Here is a 24,590-nt window from a genome sequence, read left to right on the forward strand (position 1 = left end):
CTGCGCCAGAACCGACGAGGACGGTGGACCGCCGTGGAATTCGGGCTCTTCGTACAGGGATACGTGGGCAAGCGGGCCGAGACGGACCCCTCGGCCGAGCACAAGGCGCTGATGGAGGAGACCGAGTACGTCATCCAGGCGGACAAGTCCGGCTTCAAGTACGCCTGGGCGTCGGAGCACCACTTCCTGGAGGAGTACTCGCACCTGTCCGCCAACGACGTCTTCCTCGGCTACCTCGCGCACGCGACGGAGCGGATCCATCTGGGGTCGGGGATCTTCAACCCCCTCGCCCAGGTCAACCACCCGGTGAAGGTCGCCGAGAAGGTGGCCATGCTCGACCACCTGTCGGAGGGCCGCTTCGAGTTCGGCAGCGGGCGCGGGGCCGGATCCCACGAGATCCTCGGCTTCCTGCCCGGCATCACCGACATGGACCACACCAAGGAGATCTGGGAGGAGACCATCGCGGAGTTCCCCAAGATGTGGCTCCAGGAGGAGTACGAGGGGTTCCGGGGCAAGCACTGGCAGCTGCCGCCGCGGAAGGTCTTCCCCAAGCCGTACGGCGCCTCGCACCCCGCCATGTGGTACGCGGCCGGGTCCCCGTCCTCGTACGCCATGGCCGCGAGGAAGGGCCTCGGGGTGCTCGGGTTCAGCGTGCAGAAGGTCTCCGACATGGAGTGGGTCCTCGAGCAGTACAAGACGGCGATCCGCGACGCCGAGCCCGTCGGTGACTTCGTCAACGACAACGTCATGGTGACGTCCACGGCGATCTGCGCGGAGACGCACGAGAAGGCCGTCGAGATCGCCGTGAACGGCGGGCTCAACTACCTCCAGTCCCTCGTCTTCCGCTACCACGACACCTTCCCGCGGCCCGAGGGCGTCCCCGAGTGGCCCGAGGTCCTGCCGGACTACACCGAGGAGATCGTCGAGCTGCTCATCGCGGAGGAGCTGATGATCTGCGGGGATCCCGAAGAAGTCCACCGCCAGTGTGCGCGCTGGGAGCGGGCCGGGACCGATCAGTTGTCGTTCGGGCTGCCGATCGGGATCTCGTACGCGGACACCTTGAACACGATCAGACTGATCGGGGAGCACGTCATTCCGAAGATCGACACCGATCCGGTGCATCGGACCAGTCGGTTCCGCGGCGCCGCGTCCGCTTAGGTCACCCCCCCATCGGCGCTTCGCGCCTCGTCCTCAAGCGCCGGACGGGCTGAGAGCCGGCCGGAGCGGGCCGGGAGCCGTCCGGGGGACGCAACCACGAGCTGAATGGGAGAACCCTCGTCATGCTCGACCACCTCATCAAGGGGGCGACCGTCGTCGACGGGACGGGGGCGCCCGCCCGGGTCGCCGACGTCGGGGTGCGGGACGGCCGGGTGGCCGTCGTCGCGCCCTCGGTCACGGAGGAGTCCCGTACCCGTGAACAGGCCCGGGGCCTGGTCCTCGCGCCCGGGTTCGTGGACCCGCACACGCACTACGACGCGCAGCTGTTCTGGGACCCCTGCGCCACCCCGTCCCTGAACCACGGGGTGACCACGGTCGTCGGCGGGAACTGCGGCTTCACGCTCGCCCCGCTGAACCCGGAGCGGCCCGACGACGCCGACTACACGCGGCGGATGATGGCCAAGGTCGAGGGCATGTCACTGGTGGCCCTCGAGGAGGGCGCGCCCTGGTCGTGGCACTCGTTCGGGGAGTACCTGGACGCCCTTGAGGGGCGGATCGCCGTCAACGCGGGGTTCATGGTGGGGCACTGCGCGCTCAGGCGGTACGTGATGGGGCCGGACGCGGTCGGCGGGCAGCCCTCGCCGGAGCAGCTGGAGCGGATGCTCGCGCTGTTCCACGAGGCGATGGCGGCGGGCGCCTGGGGCCTTTCCACCACGCAGTCGTCCACGCACTCCGACGGCGACGGCGCGCCCGTGGCGTCCCGGCACGCGGGCCCCGACGAGCTGCTCGCGCTGTCCAGGGCGGTCGCCGAGCACGAGGGCACCCAGCTGGAGGCGATCGTCGCGGGCTGCCTGGACCGGTTCAGCGACGCCGAGATCGATCTGTTCGTGCAGATGAGCGCGGTCGCGGGACGCCCGCTGAACTGGAACGTGCTCACCATCGACGCCGCCGTGCCCGGGCGGGTGCCGCGGCAGCTGGTGCCGAGCGAGCGCGCCCGCGGGGCGGGCGGCCGGGTCGTCGCCCTCACGATGCCGATCCTCACGCCCATGAACATGTCGCTGGGTACGTTCTGCGCGCTCAACCTCATCCCCGGCTGGGGCGACGTCCTCGGCCTGCCGGTGCCCGAGCGGATCGCGCGGCTGCGCGACCCCGGCGTGCGGGCGGAGCTGCTGCGGCGGGCCATGAGCGAGGAGGCGGGGGTGTTCCGGCGCCTCGCCCACTTCGACCGGTACGTCATCGGGGACACCTACTGCGCCGCGAACGAGGGCCTGACCGGCCGGGTGGTCGGGGACATCGCGGCCGAGCGCGGCCAGGAGCCCTTCGCGTGCCTGGTCGAGATCTGCGCGAAGGACGAACTGCGCACGGTCCTGTGGCCCATGCCGTCGGACAACGACCCGGACTCCTGGGCGCTGCGCGCCGAGACCTGGAACCACGAGGACGTCATGCTCGGCGGTTCGGACGCGGGCGCGCACCTGGACCGCATGTGCGGCGCCCCGTACACGACCCGGTTCCTCGGGGACTGTCTGCGCGGCCGGAGGCTGGTGGGCCTCGAGCAGGCGGTGAAGATGCTCACCGACGACCCGGCGCACCTCTTCGGCCTGCGCGGGCGGGGCCGGATCGCCGAGGGGTACCACGCGGACCTCGTCCTGTTCGACCCCGAGCGCATCGACGCCGGCACGGCCGCCCTCGTACACGACCTGCCCGGCGGGAGCCCGCGTCTGGACTCCCGGGCGAGCGGCGTGCACGCCGTGTGGGTCAACGGCGTCGAGGTGATCCGCCACGACGTGGTCACCGGCGCGGTGCCGGGGACGGTGCTGCGGTCGGGGCGGGACACCAGGACGGTGAGCACGAGGTGAGCGCGGGGGCGGCGTCGGAGCCGGGCGGCCCGCAGCGGCTCTTCGTCGACGGGGAGTGGGTCGCCCCCGACGGCGGGCACTACGAGGTGATCGACCCGGCGACCGAAGGCGTGGTGGGTCTCGCGCCCGAGGCGAGCCGGGACCAGGTGTGGCAGGCGGCAGCGGCGGCACGGGCGGCCTTCGCGAGCTGGTCGCGCACCGCGCCGCAGGAGCGGGCGGCCGTCCTCGACCGGGCGGCCGACGCGATCCAGCGTGACCTCGCCGCGCACGTCGACCTCGCGCGGGCCGAGACCGGCGCGACCACCGCGACCGCCCGCGGGATGCAGGTCGCGGTCGCGGTGGCGCGGCTGCGCCGGTACGCCCGCGGGGCCCTTGAACCCGTGGAGACGGGCCTCGCCCCGCAGGTCCATGAGGCGGGTCCGATGGGCGGGGCCGCCGTCCTCGGCGCCGTCGCCGTCCGCCGGCCCGTCGGCGTCGTCACCTGCGTCACCTCCTACAACAACCCGTGGGCCAACCCCGCGGGCAAGATCGCGCCCGCCCTTGCCATGGGCAACACCGTCGTCGTCAAGCCCGCGCCGCAGGACCCGCTGTCGGTGTACCGGACGGCGGCGGCCCTCGCGGAGGCGGGCGTGCCGCCCGGCGTCGTCAACGTCGTGTCGGGCCGCGGCGCCGACGTCGGCGCCGCGGCCGTCGACTCGCCCGACGTCGACATGGTGAGCTTCACCGGTTCGACGGCGGTCGGGCGGCGCATCGGCGAGGTCTGCGGGCGCGGCATGAAGCGCCAGCTCATGGAGTTGGGCGGGAAGGGGGCCGCGATCGTCTTCGCGGACGCGGACCTGGACGCGGCGGTGGCGGGCATCGGCACCACGTTCTCCTTCTACAGCGGCCAGATCTGCACCGCGCCGACACGCGTGCTCGTGCAACGGGCCGTGTACGAACCCCTGCTGGAGAAGCTGGCGCGCTACGCCGCCCGCCTGAAGGTGGGCGACCCCGGGGCGCGGGACACCGTCGTCGGCCCGGTGATCTCCGCGGCGCACCGCGAGCGCGTCGAGTCGTACGTGGAGCTCGGCCGTGCGGAAGGGGCGCGGGTGGTGACGGGCGGCGAGCGGCCCCCGGTGGCCACCGGCAAGGGGTTCTACGTCGCCCCCACCCTCCTGGCCGACTGCGCCCCCGGGATGCGGGTGGTCCGAGAGGAGATCTTCGGCCCGGTCGTGGTGGTCGTCCCCTTCGACGGCACCGGCGAAGCCGCCGAGGACACCGCTGTCGCGCTGGCCGACGACAGCGAGTACGGCCTGCTCAGCTACGTCTGGTCGGGCGACGCCGCCCGCGCCTTCCGGGTCGCGGGCAGGCTCCGCGCGGGTGGCGTCGGCGTGAACACCGTCGGCCGCAACATGGAGGCACCCTTCGGGGGGTTCAGGCAGAGCGGGGTGGGGCGCGACTGCGGGTCGTACGCCCTGAGCGCCTACAGCGAGGTGCAGGCGCTGGTGTGGGCGGGCTGAGCCCCGGTTCCCCGGTTCCCCAGGGGCGCGGGGAACTTCGCGGTGTGCCACGTAAAGGCCGCAGACGCGTCTGCGCGGTCCTCGGCAGGCGCGGCTGCGGCTTTTCCCGGGTTGCTCGCGCGGTTCCCCGCGCCCCTCAGGGGCGTCAGCGGCCCAGGAAGATGGGGTTGGTGAGGGCCTTCATGGGTCCGGGCACCCCCGCTGCCGTCGAGGGTGCGCGCACCTCGGCGCGGACGTACGCCGCGTACGAGGGCGTCGTACGCCACTCCGCGGTCGCCGTGCCCGACTCCGGTACGACCGGGCTGGTGAACAGCACGCCCTGGTCGGTGATGAAGCGGACGGTGGTGCCCGGCACGCCCTTGACGTCGAGGCGGACGGTCACCGGGGCGGTGGCGTCGACGCGCAGGCGCTCGCCGATGCCCGCGTGCCGCCCCTTGCCGCCGGACGCGGAGAAGGCCAGCTCGATCGACTTCGACTCGGCGAGGTAGGAGCGGCCCGACCGGATGCCGTCCAGGACGGCCTCGCGGGTCAGATCGTCGGCGAGGACGACGGTCTGCGGGCGGCCGACGGGGTCGGGATCGCGGTGGGCGTCGCTGTTGCCCATCGCGGGCGTCCAGCGGCGGCCCCCGCGGGCGGCGGCGACCAGCGCGTTGTCCCACTCGGAGATCGCCACCTCGTCCTCCGGCGAGAAGGCGCCGTTCCACACCTCCACCGCGTCCGCGGCGCCGAACCCGAACTTCCAGTTGCAGCCCACGCAGGTGGCGTGCGGATGGGCGGGCACGACCAGGCCGCCGGCGCGGTGGATGTGCCGGGCGTAGTGGCCGAAGCGGTTGTCGCGGGCACGGTAGCGCCAGTCGACGAACGTACCCGGGTCGGTGCCGACCGCGAGGACGTGGCCGTTGCGGGTGGTGACCTCCTCGCCGAGCAGCACGAGCAGGTCGTCACCCGCCGCCTGGGACCAGTGGGCGTGCGCGGAGTGCGTGTTGTGCTCGGAGGAGTTGATGAAGTCGAGGCCCGCGGCGCGGGCGAGGGCGGCCAGCTCCGCGGGGGTGCGGCGGCCGTCCGAGTACCAGCTGTGCAGATGGCAGTCGCCCCGGTACCAGGCCCGTCCGCGCCCCATGGCCCGCTCCGGCGGGTACACCGGCACCGGTGTGGCGCCCGGCGCGCCGTAGGTGAGGGTGATCGTCACCTCGTACGGCAGGCCCTGCGGGGCCACGGTGTAGGGGCCGAGCGCGATGTTCCAGGTCCCGGCGCGCACCGGGCCGGGGATGTACCCGGGTGTCGCCTCGTCGGCCCGGATGAAGAACTCCGTGCGCGCACCGCCGGACCAGCCGCGGAAGCCCTTGCCGCCGAGGGCCGTGCCGCGCTCGTCGAAGATGCCGATGTCCAGCGCGTTGCCGACGGTCCCCGCCGGTACGGGCGGCTTCTCGTAGGTGTACGCGACGTGCAGCTCCCGCACCCCGCGCGGGATCTCGACGGGCAGGTACACGAAGTCCGGGGCCCCGGTGGGCAGCGTCCCCCTGACCGTCCTCGTCTGCTTGCCGGTCCGCCGCTCATCGGCGCCCGCGCCACTGGCGAAGCTCACACTCCCCAACGTAAGGGCGGTCGCCGCCCCCGTCACGAGCAGCGCGCGTCTGTTCAGGTGGCGTTCGTCCTCGCACATGCTGCGGCTCCCCAGATCGGCGGGCCGTGACCCGGGGTTCCCGGGGCACGGGTGGTGCGGGCAACTCTGGTATTGAGCCGTGAACTCCCTTGCAAGGGAAGGGTATCGCCGGGTTTCCCCCGAGCGACGGGACGCCCCGCCCCCCAGGGGCGGGCAACCACAGAAATGCCGCAGACGCGTCTGCACGCTTGCTCGGCAGACGCGTCCGCGGCTTGTCGCGGGCTGAGCGCGCCGTTCCCCGCGCCCCTGACGGGGCCTTGTCCGCCGCCCCCTAGGGGCGCGGGGAACTGCGCGAGCAGCCACAGGAAGGCCGCAGACGCGTCTGCGTGCTTGCTTGGCAGTCGCGTCTGCGGCTTGTCGCGGGCTGAGCGCGCCGTTCCTCGCGCCCCTGGCGGGGCCTTGTCCGGCGCCCCCCTAGGGGCGCGGGGAACTGCGCGAGCAGCCACAGGAAGGCCGCAGACGCGTCTGCGTGCTTGCTTGGCAGTCGCGTCTGCGGCTTGTCGCGGGCTGAGCGCGCCGTTCCTCGCGCCCCTGGCGGGGCCTTGTCCGGCGCCCCCCTAGGGGCGCGGGGAACTGCGCGAGCAGCCACAGGAAGGCCGCAGACGCGTCTGCGTGGTGGCGCGGCAGTCGCGTCCGCGGCTTGTCGCGGGCTGAGCGCGCCGTTCCTCGCGCCCCTGACGGGGCCCTGACGGGGCGCCGTCTTCCGGCCACCGGGCCCGCGGGGCCGGGGGAGGGCGCTCGTATGCTCGGTGCATGACCACTCGCGAGCCTCAGGACCCCGGCCAGGCACAGGGCCGGGCGCAGGGCCGGGCACAGGACCAGGCGCAGGACCGGCCCACCGCCAACGCCATGCGGCGGGCGCTGAAACGGGCCAGGGACGGGGTCGCGCTCGACGTGGCGGAGGCCGCGGTGCTGCTCCAGGCGCGCGGCGACGACCTGGAGGACCTCGCGGCCTCGGCCGGACGGGTCCGGGACGCGGGACTCGCGGCCGAGGGACGCGCCGGCGTCATCACGTACTCGAAGAGCGTGTTCGTCCCGCTCACCCGGCTGTGCAGGGACAAGTGCCACTACTGCACCTTCGTGACCGTCCCCGGCAAACTGCGCCGCGCCGGCCACGGCATGTTCATGTCCCCGGACGAGGTCCTGGACATCGCCCGCCGCGGCGCCGAGCTCGGCTGCAAGGAAGCCCTCATCACCCTCGGCGACAAGCCGGAGGACCGCTGGCCGGAGGCCCGCGAGTGGCTGGACGCGCACGGGTACGACGACACGATCGCCTACGTACGGGCCATGGCCATCCGGATCCTGGAGGAGACCGGGCTGCTCCCGCACCTCAACCCGGGCGTCCTGACCTGGACCGACTTCCAGCGGCTCAAGCCGGTCGCGCCCAGCATGGGCATGATGCTGGAGACCACGGCCGAGCGGCTGTGGAGCGAGCCCGGCGGCCCCCACCACGGCTCGCCCGACAAGGAGCCCGCCGTCCGGCTGCGCGTCCTGGAGGACGCCGGGCGCTCCTCCGTGCCCTTCACCAGCGGCCTGCTCATCGGCATCGGCGAGACGTACGAGGAGCGGGCCGACGCGCTGTTCGCGCTGCGCCGCGTGGCGCGGTCCCACCACGGCATCCAGGAGCTGATCATCCAGAACTTCCGCGCCAAGCCGGACACGGCCATGCGCGGAATGCCGGACGCCGAGATCGACGACCTGGTGGCGACGGTCGCGGTCGCCCGGCTCATCATGGGCCCCGCAGGCTGCGTCCAGGCCCCGCCGAACCTCGTCGACGGCGAGTACGGGCGCCTGATCCGCGCCGGCATCGACGACTGGGGCGGCGTCTCACCCGTCACCATCGACCATGTGAACCCCGAGAAGCCCTGGCCGCAGATCGAGGAACTGGCCGAGCGGTCGGCGGCGGAGGGCTTCACGCTCCGCGAACGCCTCTGCGTGTACCCGGAGTTCGTGCGGCGCGGCGAGCCCTGGCTCGACCCGCGTGTCCTGCCGCACGTGCGGGCCCTCGCCGACCCCGACACGGGCCTCGCCGACCCCGAAGCCCCGGTGCGCGGCCTGCCCTGGCAGGAGCCCGACGAGGGGTACGTCGCCTCCTCCGGCCGCACCGACCTGCACCGCACCATCGACACCACGGGCCGCACCGCCGACCGGCGCGACGACTTCGACGAGGTGTACGGGGACTGGGAGGCGCTGCGCGAGCAGGCCGCGCCCGGCATGGTGCCGTCCCGCATCGACGGCGACGTGCGCGCGGCGCTCGCCACGGCCGCCGACGATCCGACCCGCCTCACCGACGCGGAGGCCCTGGCGCTCCTGCACGCCGACGGGCCCGCCCTCGACGCGCTCTGCTCCGTCGCCGACGCCGTCCGCAAGTCCGCGGTCGGCGACGACGTCACGTACATCGTCACCCGCAACATCAACTTCACCAACGTCTGCTACACCGGCTGCCGCTTCTGCGCCTTCGCCCAGCGCCGCACCGACGCCGACGCCTACACCCTGTCCCTCTCGCAGGTCGCCGACCGCGCCGAGCAGGCGTGGGACGTCGGCGCGGTCGAGGTGTGCATGCAGGGCGGCATCCACCCCGACCTGCCCGGCACCGCCTACTTCGACATCGCCCGGGCGGTGAAGGAGCGCGTGCCCGGCATGCACGTGCACGCCTTCTCGCCTATGGAGGTCGTCAACGGCGCCACCCGCACCGGCCTGTCGATCCGCGAGTGGCTCCAGCGCGCCAAGGAGTCGGGCCTCGACTCCATCCCCGGCACGGCCGCCGAGATCCTCGACGACGAGGTCCGCTGGGTCCTCACCAAGGGCAAGCTCCCCGCCGCCACCTGGATCGAGGTCGTGCGGACGGCCCACGACCTCGGCCTCAGGTCCTCCTCCACGATGATGTACGGGCACGTGGACCAGCCCCGCCACTGGCTCGGCCACCTGCGCACACTGGCGGCCGTACAGCAGGAGACCGGCGGTTTCACCGAGTTCGTGACGCTGCCGTTCATCCACACCAACGCCCCGGTGTACCTGGCCGGCATCGCCCGCCCGGGCCCGACCACCCGCGACAACCGCGCCGTGACCGCCATGGCCCGGCTCCTCCTGCACCCCCACATCCCCCACATCCAGACCAGCTGGGTCAAGCTCGGCACGGAGGGCGCCGCGGAGATGCTGCGCTCCGGCGCGAACGACCTCGGCGGCACCCTGATGGAGGAGACGATCTCCCGGATGGCGGGCTCCAGTTACGGCTCGTACCGCTCCGTCAAGGACCTGACCGCCATCGCCGACGCGGCGGGCCGCCCGTCGCGGCCGCGCACGACGCTGTACGGCGAGGTGCCTCAGGAGCGGCAGCGGGCGGCCGCCGCCTCCGACGGCCACCTGCCGGAACTCCTTCCGGTCCTGGACGCGTAGGCCCGTACCGGCGGGCGGAAGGAGCCAGGCATGGCGTGGGCGCGGGAGCCGGGGCGGCCGTCGATGCAGGAGCTGATCCGGCGCCGCGGGCGCTCCGGCTTCGTGGGCAGGCAGCACGAACTGCGGGTCTTCGGGGAGAACTTCGACGTGCCGCCGGAGGACGACCGGCACCGCTTCCTGTTCTGCGTGCACGGCCCCGCGGGCGTGGGCAAGACGTCCCTGCTCCGCGAGTTCGGCCGGCTCGCGCGTGACCGCGGCGCCCTGGTCGCCCGCGCCGACGAGGCGGCGGACTCCCTGCCGCGGGTGCTCACGGAGGTCGCCGCGCAGTTCGCGCGGCAGGAGCGGCGCCTGAAGACCCTGGAGCGGGCGCTCGCCGCGTACCGGCAGCGGGCGCGGGAGGCGGCGGCCGCACCGCCCCCCGACCCCGGCGCGCCGGGACCTTCGTCGGCCGGAGCCCGGTTCGCCGCCAGGGCGGGCGTCGTCGGCCTCGGCATGGTGCCGGTGGTCGGCCCGTTCGCGGCGGCGGCGGTGGACCCGGAGCGGCTGGAGCGCGGCGCCGACGGCCTGCGGGAGAGGTTCGGGAACCGGCTGCGCGGCGGCGCCGGGGACGAGGAGCCCGAGGGCGCAGGTGCCGGGCCCGGGCCCCTCCTGGAACCGGAGCGCACCCTCACGCCCGCCCTCACCACGGACCTGGCGTCGGCGGCGGACACCGCCCCCTGGCTCGTCCTGTGCTTCGACACCTACGAACGGACGGCGCCGTTCCTCGACCGCTGGCTGCGCGACCTGATGACCACCGACCGGTACGGCGAACTCCCCGCGAACACCGTCGTGGTCCTGTCGGGCCAGCGCCCCCTCGACCCCCAGCTCTGGCCGGACTTCGGCGACTTCGCCCGCGACCTGCCGCTGTCCCCGTTCACCGAGGACGAGGCGCGCGGGCTGCTCGCCGCCAAGGGAGTCACCGCGGAACCCGTGGTCGCGGAGGTCCTCAGGCTGTCCGGACGGCTGCCCGTCCTGGTCTCGACCCTGGCCGAACCCGGAGCGCGCGTCCCGGCCGACGTGCACGACCCGAGCGCGGGCGCCGTCGAGCGGTTCCTGCGCTGGGAACCGGACCCGGTACGGCGGGCGGCGGCCCTGGACTGCGCGCTGCCCCGCCGCCTGGACGAGGAGGTGGTGGGGGCGGCTACCGGGATCGATGCCGGTGCCGGAGACGACGCCGCGTCCGGTGCCGGTGCCGACGCCGCGTCCGGGGCCGGGAACGGGCCGGGCGCCGCCGCGGAGGCCTACGCCTGGCTGCGCACCCTCCCCTTCGTCACCGACCGCGGCGAGGGCGGCGCCCGCTACCACGACGTCGTCCGCGCCCCCATGCTCCGCCTGCGCCGCACCACCGCCCCGCAGAAGTGGACCGCGGGCCACACCCGCCTCGCCGCGGCGTTCGCGGCCAGACGGCGGGCGTGCGAACGGGAGGAGGGCGCCGGGCAGGGCGGCCGCGGGGCAACGGGCCGCGGATGGGCGGCCGGCCGGCCGTGGAGCGGCGCCGCGTGGCGGGCCCTGCGCGCCGAGGAGCTGTACCACGAGCTGTGCGCGCACCCCGGCTCCGCGCTCGCCGGGGCGCTGCGGGAGGGCGCCGACGCCTGCCACGCGCAGACCCGGTACGAGGCGGTGGCCCGCGTGTGGGCGCGGGTCCTGGTGGACGCGGGTGAGGACACCGGGGACGAACGGCTGCGGCGCTGGGGCGAACGGTGCCTGACGGCGCTCGCCGACGAACGCCTCGGCCCGGCCCGCGTCGTCGACCTGCTCCTGGCCCGCGGCGGTCTCGACGACGAGGGCCGCGTGGCCGCGTACAACGCGCGCGGCTGGTGCCACTTCGGCGCGGGCCTGCCGGAGCGGGCCATCGACGACCACACGCGCGCGATCGAGCTCGACCCCGACGACCCGTGGGGACACCACGGCCTCGCCGTCACCCTGCGGGCACGCGGCGGCCCCGGTGACCACGCGGCGGCCCTGCGGCACATCGACCGGTGCGGGGAACTGCTGCCCGGCGCGGCCCTGGTGGCCCGCGAGCGCGGCGAGACCTACCGCAGGGCGGGGCGCCACGAGGAAGCCCTCGCCGAACTCGACCGGGCCCACGACCTCGGCCCGGACGAGCCGTTGACGCTGGGCAGCCGCGCCCAGGTGAAGCACGTCCTCGGCCGCCCGCAGGACGCCCTGGCCGACTTCGACCAGGCCCTTGCCCTCTGGCCCGACTACACCTGGGCCCTCGTGCGCCGCGCCCACGTCCACTCGGTGCTCGGCGACACCCGGGCCGCCCTGGCCGACCTCGACCGGGCGGAGCGCCTCACCCCGGAGGAGTCCCGCGTCGCCGGAGAACGAGGCGACGTCCTGCGCTTCGCGGGCCGCCACGAGGAGGCACTCGCCGCATACGACCGCGCCCTTTCCCTCGACCCCGGCTACACCTGGGCCTTCGGCAGCCGCGCCCTGGCCCACGAGGCCCTCGGCAACACCGGCCCGGCCCTGGCCGACCTGGAGAGGGCCCTGGAACTGGACCCGGGCTACGACTGGGCGCGGGAACAACTCGACCGGCTGCGGGAGCCGCCGGGCCCGCCCCGCGCGGGGGACCAGCAGCAGCAAATGCCGCCGTAAGGGCACCTCCGTACAAATAACTTGTGCCCTGAACCCACCGTTCCCGTTCGATTACAGTGCTGCGGTGTCGGACGCCGGGGCGCGAGAAAGGGGGTTCGGTGAGCACTGGAGCAGCCACCGGGGTGTGGGGCCGCACCGAGCAGCAGGACTTCCGCAGCCGGGTGCGCGGCGCGCTGCTCGGGGCCGCCGTCGGCGACGCGCTCGGGGCGCCGGTCGACGGTCTCTCCCTCGACGCGATCCGCGAGGCCCACGGCAGCGAGGGCCTCACCGAACTCGTCGCCGCGCACGGGCGGCGCGGCGCGGTGACCGCCGCGACCCAGCTGATGCTGTTCAGCGTCGACGGGCTGATACGCGCCCAGGTGCGCCGCGACACCGGCGCCTGGCACCCGCCCACCGACCTGCACCGCGCCTACCGCCGCTGGGCGGCGACCCAGCGCGACTGGGGCCCCGACGAGCGCCGCGCGGAGGACGGCTGGCTGGCCCGCGAGGAGTGGCTGTACGCGCGCCGCACGCCCTCCCGCGCCTGCCTCACCGGACTCGCCGACGACCGCATGGGCACCCTCGACGTACCGAAGAACCCCGGTGAGCAGGGCCCGGAGGCCGCCACCAGGGCGGCGCCCATCGGGCTGCTCGTCGGCTGGGAGCCGCAGCTGGTGCTCCAGCTCGCCGTCGAGTGCGCCGTGCAGACGCACGGGCACCCCACCGCCTTCCTCACCGCGGGCGCGCACGCCGTCCTCGTGCACGGCCTCGCCCGCGGCGAGTCCCTGGACGGCGCCGTCCAGCGCACCCTCGCCCTGCTCGCCGCACGTCCGGGCCACCAGCCCGTGACCGACGGGCTGCGGCACGCACTCGGCGCCGTACGGCAGGGCATGCCCACCGCGTCGCGCGTCACCGAACTCGTCGGCGACGGCGGCGCGGTCGGCGCGCTCGCCGCCGCCGTGTACTGCGCCCTCGTGGGCGAGGACATCCGGCACGGGCTGCGGCTGGCCGTCAACCACGGCGGCTCGTCGGTCGCGTCGGGCGCCCTGTGCGGCGCCCTCCTCGGCGCCCTGCACGGCGAGACCGCGCTCCCCCCGGGCTGGCTCACCGAGCTGGAGGGGCGCGCCACCGTCCTGGAACTCGCCGACGACTTCGCCATGGAGATGACACAGGGCCCGGCGCTCCACAGCCCGGCGGGGGCGGCACCCGGGTGGCTGGCGCGGTATCCACGGGCCTGAGGGGTGCCCGTTCCGTTCCGGGGCCAGGGGGGCTCACACCTGGGAGTCCGCCAGGAGCTCCAGCGCCCGCGCCTTCTCCTCGGCGCTCGCCTCCTGGGCGTTGCCCGCGTCGAACGGCGGCCGCGGGTCGTACTCGACGGCCAGTTGGACCGCCCGCGCCGTCTCCTCGTCGGTGAGCAGCGCCGCCAGGTACAGGGCCATGTCGATGCCCGCCGAGACGCCCGCGCCGGTGAGGAACTTGCCGGAGCGCACATACCGTTCCGGTACGTAGGTCACGTCGAAGTTCTGCTCCAGGTACGGGGCCGACGCCCAGTACGTCGTCGCGCGGCGCCCGTCGAGCAGCCCGGCCGCGGCGAGGACCAGCGAGCCCGTGCACACGGACGTGGTGAAGCGGGTGTGGCGGTCGGTCTCGCGGATCCACCGCAGCAGGCGCCTGTTCTCCATCGCGCCGATCGTCCCGCGGTTGCCCGCGCCGGGGACGAGGAGCACGTCGAGGCGGCCCGCGTCGTCGAGGGCGCGCTCCGCGACGACGGCCACGTCACCGGTGTCCGTCCGCACGGGGCCGCGCCGCTCGGCGAGCATCGTGACGCTCGCGCCGGGCAGCCGGGACAGGACTTCGGCGGGGCCCGTGGGGTCGAGCAGGCTGTAGCCGTCGTACAGGAGGATGCCGATACGGGGGCCGTGGCTGCCGCCGGGCTTCCCGGTGGCGTACGGGTACGGGGACGCGGTGGCCGTGGGGGCCCCGGCGAGGCCCGCGGTGGCGAGGGCCGCGGTGGCGGCGGTGGCCGTGGTGCCGCGGAGGAGGGCGCGGCGGCCCGGGTCTGTGTCCGTCATGGCACGGGAGTCTGTCGGCCCAGCGGCGCCCGTGGCCGGGGCATGTCCGGCATCCTGCGAATCCTGTCCCCGCCCGCGCCATAGTGGTCGAGGAACGCCTGCCGCAGCGTCTGCGCGGACCCGAAGCCGCAGCGGCGTGCGACGGCCGCGAGCGACAGGGCACTGGAGCGCACCAGGTGGGCGGCGGCCTCGGTGCGGGCGGCGCGCACCGCGCGGGCCGGGGTGGTGCCGAGGTGGGTGGTGAACAGGCGGGTCAGGTGCCGGGTGCTGACGCCCGCGCGGGCGGCGAGGGCGGCGGGGGTCAGGTCGTCGGAGAGGTGCGCGGCGATGTGTCCCGCGAGGTCGCGGACCAGGCGGTCGCCCGGTGGGGGCGCCGCCAGGAACATGCTGATCTGGGCCTGGTCGGCGGGGCGGTGGAGGTAGGAGACCAGTTCGCGGGCCACCGCGCGGGCCAGGGTCGGGCCGTGGTCGTCCTCGATGAGGGACAGGGTGAGGTCCAGGGCGCTGGTGACGCCCGCGGAGGTGTAGACGTTGCCGTCGCGTACGTACAGGGGGGCGGTGTCGACGGCCACCGCCGGGTGGCGGGCGGCGAGGTCCTCGCCGTACCCCCAGTGCGTGGTGGCGCGGCGGTGGTCCAGGAGGCCCGCGGCGGCCAGGACGTAGGCGCCGGTGCAGACGGAGGCGACGCGGCGGCTGTGGTCCGCGAGGCGGCGGACCTGGGTGACCAGGCGGGGGTCGGCCGCGGCCGCCTCGTAGCCGGTGCCGCCGGCCACGAGGAGGGTGTCCAGGGGTCCCTTGACCGTCTCCAGGCGTTGCCCGGCGGCCAGGGTGATGCCGGCCGATGTGCGGGCCGGGCGGTGGGCCACGGTGGCCAGTTCTATGCGGTACGGGGGGTTCGCGCCGTAGCGGTTGGCTATGTCCAGGGCGCCGCTCGGGCAGGCGATGTCGAGGATCTGGGCGTCGTCGTACGCCACCATCAGTACGCGTCTCGCGGTCTGCATGCCCCCATGCTCCGCCGCCCCCCGCGGGGGAGTTCAGGCGGCCGGTCCGGGGGGCGCGGGTTCGGCCCGCGGGGGCACGGCGGCGGCGGAGTGCACGTCGCCGTCGTCGTCCCCGTCGGTGTTGATGCGTTCGATCAGGGCGTCCCGCTCCGGAGTGTCCTCCGGCTTGAGCCGGCCGACGACGACGTAGAGGAGGAGCGAGACGGCGAGGGGGACCGACACCTGGTACTGGAGCGGTACGCCGCCGTCGACGTTCCAGTGGACGGGGTAGTTGACCAGCCAGAAGGCGAGCAGCCCGACGCCCCAGCTGGTGAGCGCCGCCGTGGGCCCCGAGCGGCGGAACTGCCGCAGCAGGCCCAGCATCATCGGGATGGCGATGGGGCCCATGAGTCCGGCGACCCACTTGATGACGACGGTGATGATGTCCTTGAGGGCGGGGGAGTCGACCTGCGTGGCCACCGCCATGGACAGGCCGAGGAAGACGACGGTCGTGAGCCGCGCGGCGACGAGCCCGGACCGGTCGTTCCAGGCGCGTGCCCTCCGGGAGAGCACCGGTGCCACGTCCCGGGTGAAGACGGCGGCGATGGCGTTGGCGTCGGACGAGCACATGGCCATGGTGTGGGAGAAGAAGCCGACGACGACCAGGCCGAGGAGTCCGTGGGGCAGGAGTTGTTCCGTCATCAGGGCGTAGGAGTCCGAGCCGTCGGGCTTCTTCGCGTCGACGAGCAGCGGCGACATCCACATGGGGAAGAAGAGGACGAGCGGCCACACCAGCCACAGGGCCGCGGACAGCCTCGCGGACCGGGATGCCTCGCGGGCGTCGGCCGTGGCCATGTAGCGCTGGGCCTGGTTGAGCATGCCGCCGTTGTACTCGAAGAGCTTGATGAAGAGGAACGCCAGCAGGAACACCGTGCCGTAGGGCCCGACCAGCGGCTTCGCGTGGCCGTCGAGCTCGGGCCGGTCCCAGACGCCGAAGAAGCCGCCGTAGTCCCCGAGTTCCACCACGACCGCGACGAACATGGCGACCCCGGCCAGGAGCTGGATGACGAACTGGCCGAGTTCGGTGAGCGCGTCGGCCCACAGTCCGCCGATGGTGCAGTAGATCGCCGTGACGACGCCGGTGACGAGGATGCCCTGGTTCAGTGAGACGCCGGTGAACACGGAGAGCAGGGTCGCGATGGCGGCCCACTTCGCGCCCACGTCCACGATCTTCAGGAGCATGCCGGACCAGGCGAGCGCCTGCTGGGTGGGGAGGTTGTAGCGGTTCTTCAGGTATTCCAGGGGCGAGGCGACGTGCAGGCGCGAGCGCAGCCGGTTGATGCGCGGCGCGAACAGGCGGGCCCCGATGGCGATGCCGAGCGCGATGGGGAACGACCAGGTGATGAACGACGTGACGCCGTAGGTGTAGGCGATGCCGGCGTAGCCGGTGAACATCACCGCGCTGTAGCCCGACATGTGGTGCGAGATGCCGGACAGCCACCAGGGCATCTTCCCGCCCGCGGTGAAGAAGTCGCTGACGTTGTCCACCCGCTTGTGGGACCAGACGCCGATCGCGACCATCACGCCGAAGTACGCGATGAGCACGGCCCAGTCGAGACCGTTCATTGCCCCTCCAAGGGGTCCGCCCTGTGAACTCGGTCAACTCCGCTGAAAAGGCGCCCACTTCGCCCGTACGGCGCAGTCACGGCCGCGAAGTGCCCGCTCATCGTGGATTCGGGGGCCCGACACGGACAACCGCCCGCATGGTCAAGAGGAAGTAAAATCGTTCGAGTTGGCGACCTTGGTTCACGTATGTGATTAGGGGAGGAGTGGCGAAAGCCCTCCGGAAGGCGGTCGGCCACCGCCCCCCGGAGGGCCCGGTCAGCGCATCAGCTCCCCCGCGTTCACCAGGAGCGACTGGCCCGTGATGGCCCGCGCCCTGTCGGACGCCAGGAACACGCACGCGTCCGCGACGTCGCCGTCCGTCGCCAGGTCCGGCAGCGCCATCCGCTCGGCGAGCCGCCGCTTCACCTCCGCCTCCGGTACGCCCTCGGTGCCCGCCGTGAACTTCACGTACGCCTCCACGGGCGGCCCCCACATCCACCCGGGCTGGACCGTGTTCACGCGGATCCGGTGCGGGCCGAGTTCGCGCGCCAGCGAGTACATCGCCGACACCAGCGCGCCCTTGGACGCCGCGTACGCCGCCTGCCGCACCTGCGACGGCGCGGCCACCGACGACTGCGTACCGATGAGCACCACCGAGCCGCCGTGCTTCTTCAGGTCCGGCAGGCACGCCCGGGTCATGCGCAGCGAGCCGAGCAGGTTCACGTCGAGGACGCCGCTCCAGGTGGTGAAGTCCGCTTCCTCCAGGCCGCCGAAGTGGCTGTCCCGGGCGGCGACCTGGACCAGTGCGTCGATCCGCCCGAAGCGCTCGACGGCCAGCGCGGCGAGGGCCCGGCACTGGTCCTCGTCGGTGATGTCCGTGACCCGGTACGCGACCCGCCCGCCGTCCGCGCCGACGGCGGCGGCGGTCCTTGCGAGGTTCTCCTCGGTGCGCGCGCCGAGCACGGCGCACCCCCCGTCCCGTACGACGGCGGCGGCGACCTCGTGGCCGAGACCCGCACCCACCCCCGAGACGACGACGGTCTTGCCGGTGAGCAGTGACACGATTCCTCCGGCTCGCTCTCTGGCGCATGGTCTGACGGAGCGTCAGAGTAAGGACGGCCGGGGACGGAAGGAAGAGGCGGAGAGGGGTGCGTGCGCCATGGGCGAGCGGGGCGGCGGGAGCGGCACGGACGGGGGGACGCGCGGTGACGTGTACGGCGAGCTGGCCGCCGTCGGGCCCTACGGGGTGCGCCCGGGGCATGCGCTGATCACCCTGGTCGAGCCGCACCCCGGCCAGGAGTACGCCTACAACCGCTGGTACGAGGACGACCACTACTACGCGGGCGCGATGGCGATGCCCTGGATGTACGCCGGGCGCCGCTGGGTGGCGACCCGGGACCTCCAGCTCCTGCGCCACCCCGAGGAGTCGGCGGTCGCGCGGCCCGTGACGGCAGGCTGCTACCTCTCCACGTACTGGATCACCGAGGGGCGCTACACCGACCACATGAGGTGGACCGTCGGCATCAACAAGCGGCTGAACCGCGACAGCCGCGTCCACCGGGCCCGCACCCATGTCTTCACCGCGTTCCAGGACCACGAGGCGACCGTGTACCGGGACGGCGCCGCGGGCCCCCGCGACTTCCACGCCCTGGACCACCCCTACCGGGGGCTCGTCCTCGAGGTCGTCGACGCCGGGGGGCCCGGGCGGCGCGCGGAGCTCCTGGAGTGGCTGGTGGCGCGGCGGCTGCCCAAGGCCCTCGCGGGGTCACCGGCGGCGATGGTGCTGGTCTTCCGGCCGACGCCGCTGCCGGGGGACCGGATGACCTATGTGCCCCAGGTCGAGGGCGTCGACACCCGGCTGACCCTGCTGTGGTTCCTGGAGTGCGATCCGCGGGACTGCTGGCCGGAGCGCTTCGCCCCCGCCGCGGGGGCCTTGGCGGAGCCGGTGGCCGCCTCGGGCCTCGGACGGGTGGAACTGGTCGCGCCCTTCGTCCCGACGGTCCCGGGCACGGACCGGTACGTGGACCAGCTGCGCTGACGCGGCTGACGGGCCCCGCCGGGGCAAGGCCGAGCCCCCTCGGCCAGGACGGCGGACCAGTCGAGAGGGCTCATGCGATGGTGCGTCGCAGCGGTGTCACGGCGCTGCGTGGTGCTTATGCGGTGGTGTCGGTCGGTAGTGGCACGTATCACCCGCGGTCGTGGGCCCCGCCGCGGACCTCGGCCACGAAGGCGTTCCAGGACGAGGCCGGGAAGGCGATGACCGGGCCGTCGCAGACCTTCGAGTCCCGCACGGAAATCGCCTGCGTCACCGGCGACTTGACCTCGACGCAAGCGCCGTTGCCGGTGGAGTAGGAAGACTTGGTCCACGCGTGCGAGGCACCCTGCTGAATAGCCATGTTCGCTCCGTTTTACCCAGTTGGTGAATTGCTGTGACCGCTTGTCGCGGCCCTCGCCAACGTGCTTGCTGTTGGCGTGAATGACGCTACTCGCCAACATCGATCGGCGGATGGGTCGTTCACTCAACCGGATGGCATATTCCAGGAGGGTCTTCCGCCGCACTATGGCCAAGGTGTACTGTGCGGCATTTTTTCGGCCCCGGGCTTCGAGGGGTCGATGTGGACACCGGGGGCACCGGGTGTCAGCGGGCGTAGTCCTTGGCGATGTCCGCGATCAGCTGACGGGACTGCTCCACATTCAGCGCCTGCGCCCGCAGGTGCTCGTACATGACGCTGTACTGCTGGACGTCGTTCGCCTTTTCCAGATAGAGGTCGCTGGTGACGCCCTCGATATAGACCACGCTGGAATCCGACGCGTCCGGGAACTCCAGGATCGCGTACTGCCCGTTCAGTCCCGGGTGCGCACCCATCTCGAACGGGATCACCTGCACCGTCACATGGGGCAGCTGCGACTGTTCCACGAGGTGTTCCAGTTGCTCGCGCATCAGCGCGCGGGTGCCGACGACGCGGCGCAGCGCGGATTCGTCCAGGACGGTCCACAGGCGCAGCGGGTTCTCCGGCGCCGCGACGCGCTCCTGGCGGCGCATCCGGACCTGCACCCGTTTCTCGATGTCTGTCGGTGTTGTCTCCGGCAGCGCGCCGGTGATCAGGGCTTCCGCGTACGGACGGGTCTGGAGCAGGCCGGGGACGACCTGCGGGTCGTACACCCGCAAGGAGGCGGCGTCCGTCTCCAGGCCGATGTACACGCTGTACGGGATGTCGCCGAAGGAGTGCCACCAGCCCTGCTGGCGCGAGTCCTTGGCCATCTGCATCAACGAGTCGACGATGCGGTGGTCCTCGACCTCGTACACCCCGCAGAGGTCGCGGACGTCGCGCTGGCTGATGGAACGGCGGCCGTTCTCCAGGCGGCTGATCTTCGACTGCGAGACGAGCAGTCGCTCCGCCACCTCCTCCGCCGTCATGCCTTTCAGCTCGCGCAGCCGGCGCAGCTCCTGTCCGAGCCGGCGTCGCCTGACAGTGGGATTGACATTGGACGCCACGGGACGTGCACCTCCGGCACTATGCCTCTATTTTGCGTGTCTGCTGCCATGCAGAGTGCCACCACGGGTCAACTCGGCGCTGGGAAACAGCAGAACAGCAGAACAGCGGCAGGTGCGGGTGCCGGTGCGGCGGTCGCGGCGGGCGCTCGCGCGACGCCCGTGCCGGGTGCGGCGGTTGCGGACGCGCGGGCCGGGCGCCGGTGCCCTTCCATGGACATCCGGCGCCCCGCCCGCGCGCACCAGCGGCTCCCGAACCGGGTCCGGGGACTTCGGTGAGCGCGCACTGCTCGGTACTGGGTACTGGGTACTGCGTACTCGGCGGTCGTCGCTCAGTGGGCGACCGCGCGGGCCATGGCTCCCGCACCCCGGTGCGGCTGCATCGGTACCCTGCCGGGTTCCGGTACGGCCCGTGCCGTCTGTGCGGGCTGCCGCCCGCCCTGCCCCGCGGTCGCGGGACTGCGGCGCGGCTGCGCCGCCACCCCGTTCTGGACGTCCATCACGGCGTGCGCCACGAGGCCGCCCATCGGGTCGTGCCTGATCAGGTCCCGCAGCCGGGAACGGGACGAGCGGCCCTCGTTGCCCGGATACAGGTGCTTGCCGAGTCCGACCGCGTGGGCCAGCGCGGCGAGCGCCGCGGTCCGCGGGTCCGGTGGTACACCGGTGCGGATCGCCGAATCGAGCCGGGACCTGATGTCCCTGCTGATCGCCGTGTCCGTCGCTTGGTAGCGAGTCGTCGGCAGCACTCCGCACATCTGGCCCGCCACGGCATGCACCATGCCGCACCGCTCCAGATGCGAGAGGTAAATCTGGCGCAGCCCCAGCCGGGGCCCGCCGATCCAGTGGACCGCCCGTACCGGGCTGCCGCGCCTGCGCAGCAGTTCCAGTGCGGAGTCCAGAGTCGGATCTCCGGTCGGCCGTGGCATCACCACGGCGATACGATCCCCGTCAGGGGCTATCCGTCCGGCCAGCGCCAGCTCCACTAGCTGTGCTCCGGCCAGACCGAGGTCGAGCGACTGCGGCTGCGCTGTGGTACCCGTGGCCGGGTCCAGAGCGAGCAGCAGAAGCTCCTCCGGAATTGTTCTGCGGCTCCTGCCCATCCATGCCTCCCCGCGTGGATGAATGACAGGGTGACCCCTCTCACATTGGTCTGTCGAGAGCGCGTGGGCGGTACGTACGGGAACCAGTAGGTATGTCGTTCTCGTCTACCACGGGGGTTAAGCCCTCACACAGGACACTGGTACACGGTTCGGACAGTGGGTCCGGACGGTGGTTTTGCGTGGTAAGTGCGGCGAGTACGGCGAACGAGGAGGCATCGGTGGCGGGCGAGTTCCCCGACAGGTCGAAGACGGTTTCTGGCGGGGGCGCCTCGGACGGTGCGGGCGACGCTGCTCCGGCGTCCGACGCGTCGGCCGATGCGGCGTCCGGCTCCGCGCCGGGCGACGTCAATGGAGACGCACGACTGCGCGCTGCGGTTGCCGCGTGGGTCGCGACCGGCGACGACTCCTCCGCGGAGGGCGGGGCCGAGGGGTCCGGTGCCCCGGGGTCCGACGCGGGCGGGGCCGAGGGGGAAGGTTCCTCCACCGCCGCCGGGGGTGGGGGCGCCGACGCCGCGGGTGCCTCCGGCGGTGAATCGGGGGGTGCGGTGGGTGCCTCCCGTGGTGGCTCGGGCCGTGCGGCGGGTGTCTCCGGTGGTGACTCAGGCCGTGCTGGGGGTGCCTCAAGCCGTGACTCGGACCGTGCTGCGGGTGCCTCCGGCGGTGATCCCGGCCGTGCTGCCGATGCCGCCGGTGGTGACTCGGGGCATGCTGCGGAGGGTTCGGGTGATGGCTCCGGCCATGTTGCGGATGCCTCCCGTGATGGTTCCGGCCGTGCGGCGGACGGCTCCCGGGGTGGTTCGGGCCGTGCCGCGGATGCCTCCGGTGACGAGGTGACCGGGAGCGGTGACTCCCGCCCGGGTGGCGGGGGCGCGGTCTCGGGGTCCGCCGTCGACATGGCCACCGCCGTGTTCACGGCCGCGCGGCCCGCCGCGAAGGCGGGCGCCTCGGATGCCGGGGACGAGTCCGGTGCCGTCGACGACGCCGACTCCGCCGACGCTGACGCTGACGCCGAGGACGGTGCCGACGCCGAGGACGGTGCCGACACCGACACCGACACCGAAGACGGTGCCAAGACCGGCGGCGGTGCGGCCCAGGCCAAGGACTCCCGGACCGACCGGGACACCGCCGTGTTCAACACCGGCCGCAAGGGCGCGAATGGTGCCTCAGGTGGGCCGAAGACGCCGTCCTGGGCCGCCGCCGCGAAGCCGGACGCCGACGCCGACGCCGAGTCGACGGAGTCCGACGCCGAGCCCGAGTCGAAGGCCGGACCTGCGAAGTCCGACGCCCAGCCCGAGCCGAACGCCGGACCCGTGAAGTCCGACGCCGAGCCCGACGCCGGGGCTGAGCCCAAGGGTGACTCCGGGGCCAAGGCCGGGGCTGGGCCCAAGGGCGACTCCGGGGCCGAGGCCGAGGCTGGGCCCAAGGGTGACTCCGGAGCCGAGGCCGGGACCAAGGTCGGCGGTGTGAAGGCCGAGTCCCGCTCCGCGGGGGGTCGTCCGGTCGATCAGGCCACCGCGGTTTTCAAGGCCCCCCGGCCCGCCCCCTCGGGCGTGGACCAGCCCACCACGACGCTCAAGCTCGGTGACGTACCCGAGCCGGACGAGCCCGCCGAGGACAGGAAGAAGCCCGGGGGCAAGCCGGAGGCCGAGTCGGAGTCCGAGCGGACCAGCAAGTTCGTCGCGCTCAAGCCGCTCGACGACTCCCGCACCAGGTCCCTGACGAAGCCGGGCGCCAAGCCCTCCGCGGGCGCCACCGCCCCGCCCGCTCAGACGGGGGCCGCGCGGACCGGCTCCCCCCAGGCGCCCGCGCCAGAAGCCTCCCCGGAGGCCACCCGGCAGCAGCCCCTGCCTCCGAAGCCCCCGATCGACCTGCTCGCCGAGCTGACCAACACGCCGCCGCCCCCGGAGACCCCGGTACGTACCCTCGTACGCCGGTTCAAGATCTGGACGCCGCTCGTGCTGCTGCTCGTCGTGGTGTTCGCAGTCGCACAGGCGGTGCGTCCCCTTCCCGAGCCGAAGCTGGCGTTGACGAGTGCGTCCTCGTACGCGTTCGAGGGCGGGAAGCCGTCGATCCCGTGGCCCGACAAGGGCCAGGCGGCCATGGATGTGGACGGCATCGGCTCCTTTGGCACGGCGGGTGAGCAGAAGCCCGTACCGATCGCCAGCATCGCCAAGGTGATGACGACGTATCTGATCCTGCGCGACCACCCGATCAAGAAGGGTGAGAACGGCCAAACGCTCGTCGTCGACGCCAAGGCGCAGCGGCACTACGAGAAGGGCAAGCCGGAGAACGAGTCCGTGGTCAAGGTGACCAAGGGCCAGAAGATCACCCAGTACGAGGCCCTCCAGGCCGTGATGCTGCCGTCGGCCAACAACGTGGCCCGGATGCTCGCGCGCTGGGACAGCAACGGTTCCGAGGACGAGTTCGTCGCCAAGATGAACAAGACCGCCAAGGAAATCGGCATGAGGAACACGCACTACACGGACCCGAGCGGCCTGGACAAGACCACCGTCTCGACCGCCGAGGACCTGGTGAAGCTCGGCCGCGTCGCCATGGAGAACCCGGTCTTCAAGGAGATCGCCGGACAGCGCAACTACAAGGACCTCAACGGGGACCGGCAGGACAACTACTTCGGTCTCGTCCCGACCGTCGCCGTCGGCATCAAGACCGGCACCACCACCGCCGCGGGCGGCAACATCCTCTTCGCCGCGGAGGAGAGGGTCGGCGGCAAGACCCACGTGATCATCGGTGCGGCGCTGGCCCAGTTCGGCTCGGGGGGCGTGGCCAACATCGACAAGGTCACCGGCGTCACCAAGGACCTGATCGCGGCCGGTCAGGACGCCCTGAAGGCCCAGACCGTGGTGAAGAAGGGCCAGGTCGTCGGCGAGGTGGACGACGGCCTCGGCGGCACCACGCCGGTCGTCGCCACCAGGGACGTCACCGCCGTAGGCTGGCCCGGGCTGACCTCGAAGGTCGAGATCGACGACGCGGGCAAGAGCCTGCCGCACTCCGCGAAGGCGGGCACCGTCGTCGGCAGGCTCACCGTCGGCGACGGCACGACCAGCGGGGCGATCAAGGTTCCGGTGGCCCTCCAGAAGGACCTCTCCGAGCCGGGCTTCGGCGCGAAGCTGACCCGGGTCGGCTGACGG

Annotated in this window: 16 protein-coding genes; 8 read left to right on the forward strand and 8 right to left on the reverse strand. The window is 73.2% G+C overall.

The features are described 5' to 3' along the window. Positions 1-33 precede the first annotated feature (33 nt). The 3 genes from ACH4DX_RS22380 to ACH4DX_RS22390 all read left to right on the forward strand — a co-directional run bounded on the left by ACH4DX_RS22380 (position 34) and on the right by ACH4DX_RS22390 (position 4,513). Complete coding sequence (locus tag ACH4DX_RS22380) at positions 34-1,158, forward strand: LLM class flavin-dependent oxidoreductase (protein ID WP_398121280.1); 1,125 nt, start codon at positions 34-36, stop codon at positions 1,156-1,158. A gap of 122 nt (positions 1,159-1,280) precedes the next feature. After that, complete coding sequence (locus ACH4DX_RS22385) at positions 1,281-3,014, forward strand: amidohydrolase family protein (RefSeq protein ID WP_398156392.1); 1,734 nt, start codon at positions 1,281-1,283, stop codon at positions 3,012-3,014. Then, positions 3,011-4,513: an aldehyde dehydrogenase family protein gene (locus ACH4DX_RS22390; protein WP_398156393.1), complete on the forward strand. Its 1,503-nt coding sequence runs from the start codon at positions 3,011-3,013 to the stop codon at positions 4,511-4,513. Before ACH4DX_RS22385 ends, ACH4DX_RS22390 begins: the two co-directional genes overlap by 4 nt. Before the next feature lie 145 nt (positions 4,514-4,658). On the opposite strand, the gene ACH4DX_RS22395 is transcribed toward ACH4DX_RS22390, so the two are convergent. Beyond that, positions 4,659-6,176 carry a CehA/McbA family metallohydrolase gene (locus tag ACH4DX_RS22395; protein WP_398156394.1) on the reverse strand — a complete coding sequence of 506 codons (1,518 nt, stop codon included), beginning with the start codon at positions 6,174-6,176 and terminating at the stop codon, positions 4,659-4,661. An 849-nt stretch (positions 6,177-7,025) separates the two neighbouring features. Between ACH4DX_RS22395 and ACH4DX_RS22400 the strand changes: the two genes are divergently transcribed. The 3 genes from ACH4DX_RS22400 to ACH4DX_RS22410 all read left to right on the forward strand — a co-directional run bounded on the left by ACH4DX_RS22400 (position 7,026) and on the right by ACH4DX_RS22410 (position 13,429). Then, positions 7,026-9,572 carry a bifunctional FO biosynthesis protein CofGH gene (locus ACH4DX_RS22400; RefSeq protein ID WP_398156591.1) on the forward strand — a complete coding sequence of 849 codons (2,547 nt, stop codon included), beginning with the start codon at positions 7,026-7,028 and terminating at the stop codon, positions 9,570-9,572. A 30-nt stretch (positions 9,573-9,602) separates the two neighbouring features. After that, complete coding sequence (locus ACH4DX_RS22405) at positions 9,603-12,212, forward strand: tetratricopeptide repeat protein (RefSeq protein WP_398156395.1); 2,610 nt, start codon at positions 9,603-9,605, stop codon at positions 12,210-12,212. Between the two features lie 98 nt (positions 12,213-12,310). Next, complete coding sequence (locus ACH4DX_RS22410) at positions 12,311-13,429, forward strand: ADP-ribosylglycohydrolase family protein (protein ID WP_398121292.1); 1,119 nt, start codon at positions 12,311-12,313, stop codon at positions 13,427-13,429. 33 nt (positions 13,430-13,462) lie between these two features. On the opposite strand, the gene ACH4DX_RS22415 is transcribed toward ACH4DX_RS22410, so the two are convergent. The 4 genes from ACH4DX_RS22415 to ACH4DX_RS22430 form a co-directional block, all read right to left on the reverse strand. After that, positions 13,463-14,263, reverse strand: coding sequence for a DJ-1/PfpI family protein (locus tag ACH4DX_RS22415; protein ID WP_398156396.1), 801 nt, complete (start codon positions 14,261-14,263; stop codon positions 13,463-13,465). After that, positions 14,260-15,264, reverse strand: coding sequence for a GlxA family transcriptional regulator (locus tag ACH4DX_RS22420; RefSeq protein ID WP_398156397.1), 1,005 nt, complete (start codon positions 15,262-15,264; stop codon positions 14,260-14,262). Before ACH4DX_RS22420 ends, ACH4DX_RS22415 begins: the two co-directional genes overlap by 4 nt. A 33-nt stretch (positions 15,265-15,297) precedes the next feature. Beyond that, positions 15,298-16,869, reverse strand: coding sequence for a sodium:solute symporter family protein (locus ACH4DX_RS22425; RefSeq protein ID WP_398121297.1), 1,572 nt, complete (start codon positions 16,867-16,869; stop codon positions 15,298-15,300). 255 nt (positions 16,870-17,124) lie between these two features. Further along, positions 17,125-17,910 carry an SDR family oxidoreductase gene (locus tag ACH4DX_RS22430; protein ID WP_398156398.1) on the reverse strand — a complete coding sequence of 262 codons (786 nt, stop codon included), beginning with the start codon at positions 17,908-17,910 and terminating at the stop codon, positions 17,125-17,127. Positions 17,911-18,007: 97 nt separating this feature from the next. Here ACH4DX_RS22430 and ACH4DX_RS22435 point away from each other — a divergent pair, with 97 nt between their 5' ends. Further along, on the forward strand, positions 18,008-18,886 hold the full coding sequence (locus ACH4DX_RS22435; protein WP_398156399.1) for a hypothetical protein: 879 nt from the start codon (positions 18,008-18,010) through the stop codon (positions 18,884-18,886). A gap of 148 nt (positions 18,887-19,034) precedes the next feature. Here the strand turns inward: ACH4DX_RS22435 and ACH4DX_RS22440 are convergent, their stop codons facing one another. From ACH4DX_RS22440 to ACH4DX_RS22450, 3 genes are all read right to left on the reverse strand, one after another. Further along, complete coding sequence (locus ACH4DX_RS22440; protein ID WP_398121302.1) at positions 19,035-19,244, reverse strand: DUF397 domain-containing protein; 210 nt, start codon at positions 19,242-19,244, stop codon at positions 19,035-19,037. Between the two features lie 242 nt (positions 19,245-19,486). Continuing rightward, a complete protein-coding gene (locus ACH4DX_RS22445) occupies positions 19,487-20,344 on the reverse strand; it encodes a helix-turn-helix transcriptional regulator (RefSeq protein WP_030561887.1) in 858 nt (285 codons plus the stop codon). Positions 20,345-20,673: 329 nt separating this feature from the next. Further along, a complete protein-coding gene (locus tag ACH4DX_RS22450) occupies positions 20,674-21,441 on the reverse strand; it encodes a GPP34 family phosphoprotein (RefSeq protein WP_398121304.1) in 768 nt (255 codons plus the stop codon). Positions 21,442-22,271: 830 nt separating this feature from the next. On the opposite strand from ACH4DX_RS22450, the gene ACH4DX_RS22455 reads away from it, so the two are divergent. Then, positions 22,272-24,587, forward strand: coding sequence for a D-alanyl-D-alanine carboxypeptidase (locus ACH4DX_RS22455; RefSeq protein ID WP_398156400.1), 2,316 nt, complete (start codon positions 22,272-22,274; stop codon positions 24,585-24,587). Positions 24,588-24,590: the final 3 nt, after the last annotated feature.

The sequence above is a fragment of the Streptomyces sp. NPDC017940 genome (genome assembly GCF_044328435.1).
GTDB lineage: Bacteria > Actinomycetota > Actinomycetes > Streptomycetales > Streptomycetaceae > Streptomyces.

What these genes read in the sequence shown, in the direction of transcription:
- ACH4DX_RS22450 (WP_398121304.1), bottom strand. Translation starts at nt 21,441, where the DNA reads ATGGGCAGGAGCCGCAGAACAATTCCGGAGGAGCTTCTGCTGCTCGCT.
- ACH4DX_RS22405 (WP_398156395.1), top strand. Translation starts at nt 9,603, where the DNA reads ATGGCGTGGGCGCGGGAGCCGGGGCGGCCGTCGATGCAGGAGCTGATC.
- ACH4DX_RS22425 (WP_398121297.1), bottom strand. Translation starts at nt 16,869, where the DNA reads ATGAACGGTCTCGACTGGGCCGTGCTCATCGCGTACTTCGGCGTGATG.
- ACH4DX_RS22415 (WP_398156396.1), bottom strand. Translation starts at nt 14,263, where the DNA reads ATGACGGACACAGACCCGGGCCGCCGCGCCCTCCTCCGCGGCACCACG.
- ACH4DX_RS22420 (WP_398156397.1), bottom strand. Translation starts at nt 15,264, where the DNA reads ATGCAGACCGCGAGACGCGTACTGATGGTGGCGTACGACGACGCCCAG.
- ACH4DX_RS22440 (WP_398121302.1), bottom strand. Translation starts at nt 19,244, where the DNA reads ATGGCTATTCAGCAGGGTGCCTCGCACGCGTGGACCAAGTCTTCCTAC.
- ACH4DX_RS22395 (WP_398156394.1), bottom strand. Translation starts at nt 6,176, where the DNA reads ATGTGCGAGGACGAACGCCACCTGAACAGACGCGCGCTGCTCGTGACG.
- ACH4DX_RS22385 (WP_398156392.1), top strand. Translation starts at nt 1,281, where the DNA reads ATGCTCGACCACCTCATCAAGGGGGCGACCGTCGTCGACGGGACGGGG.
- ACH4DX_RS22400 (WP_398156591.1), top strand. Translation starts at nt 7,026, where the DNA reads ATGCGGCGGGCGCTGAAACGGGCCAGGGACGGGGTCGCGCTCGACGTG.
- ACH4DX_RS22435 (WP_398156399.1), top strand. Translation starts at nt 18,008, where the DNA reads ATGGGCGAGCGGGGCGGCGGGAGCGGCACGGACGGGGGGACGCGCGGT.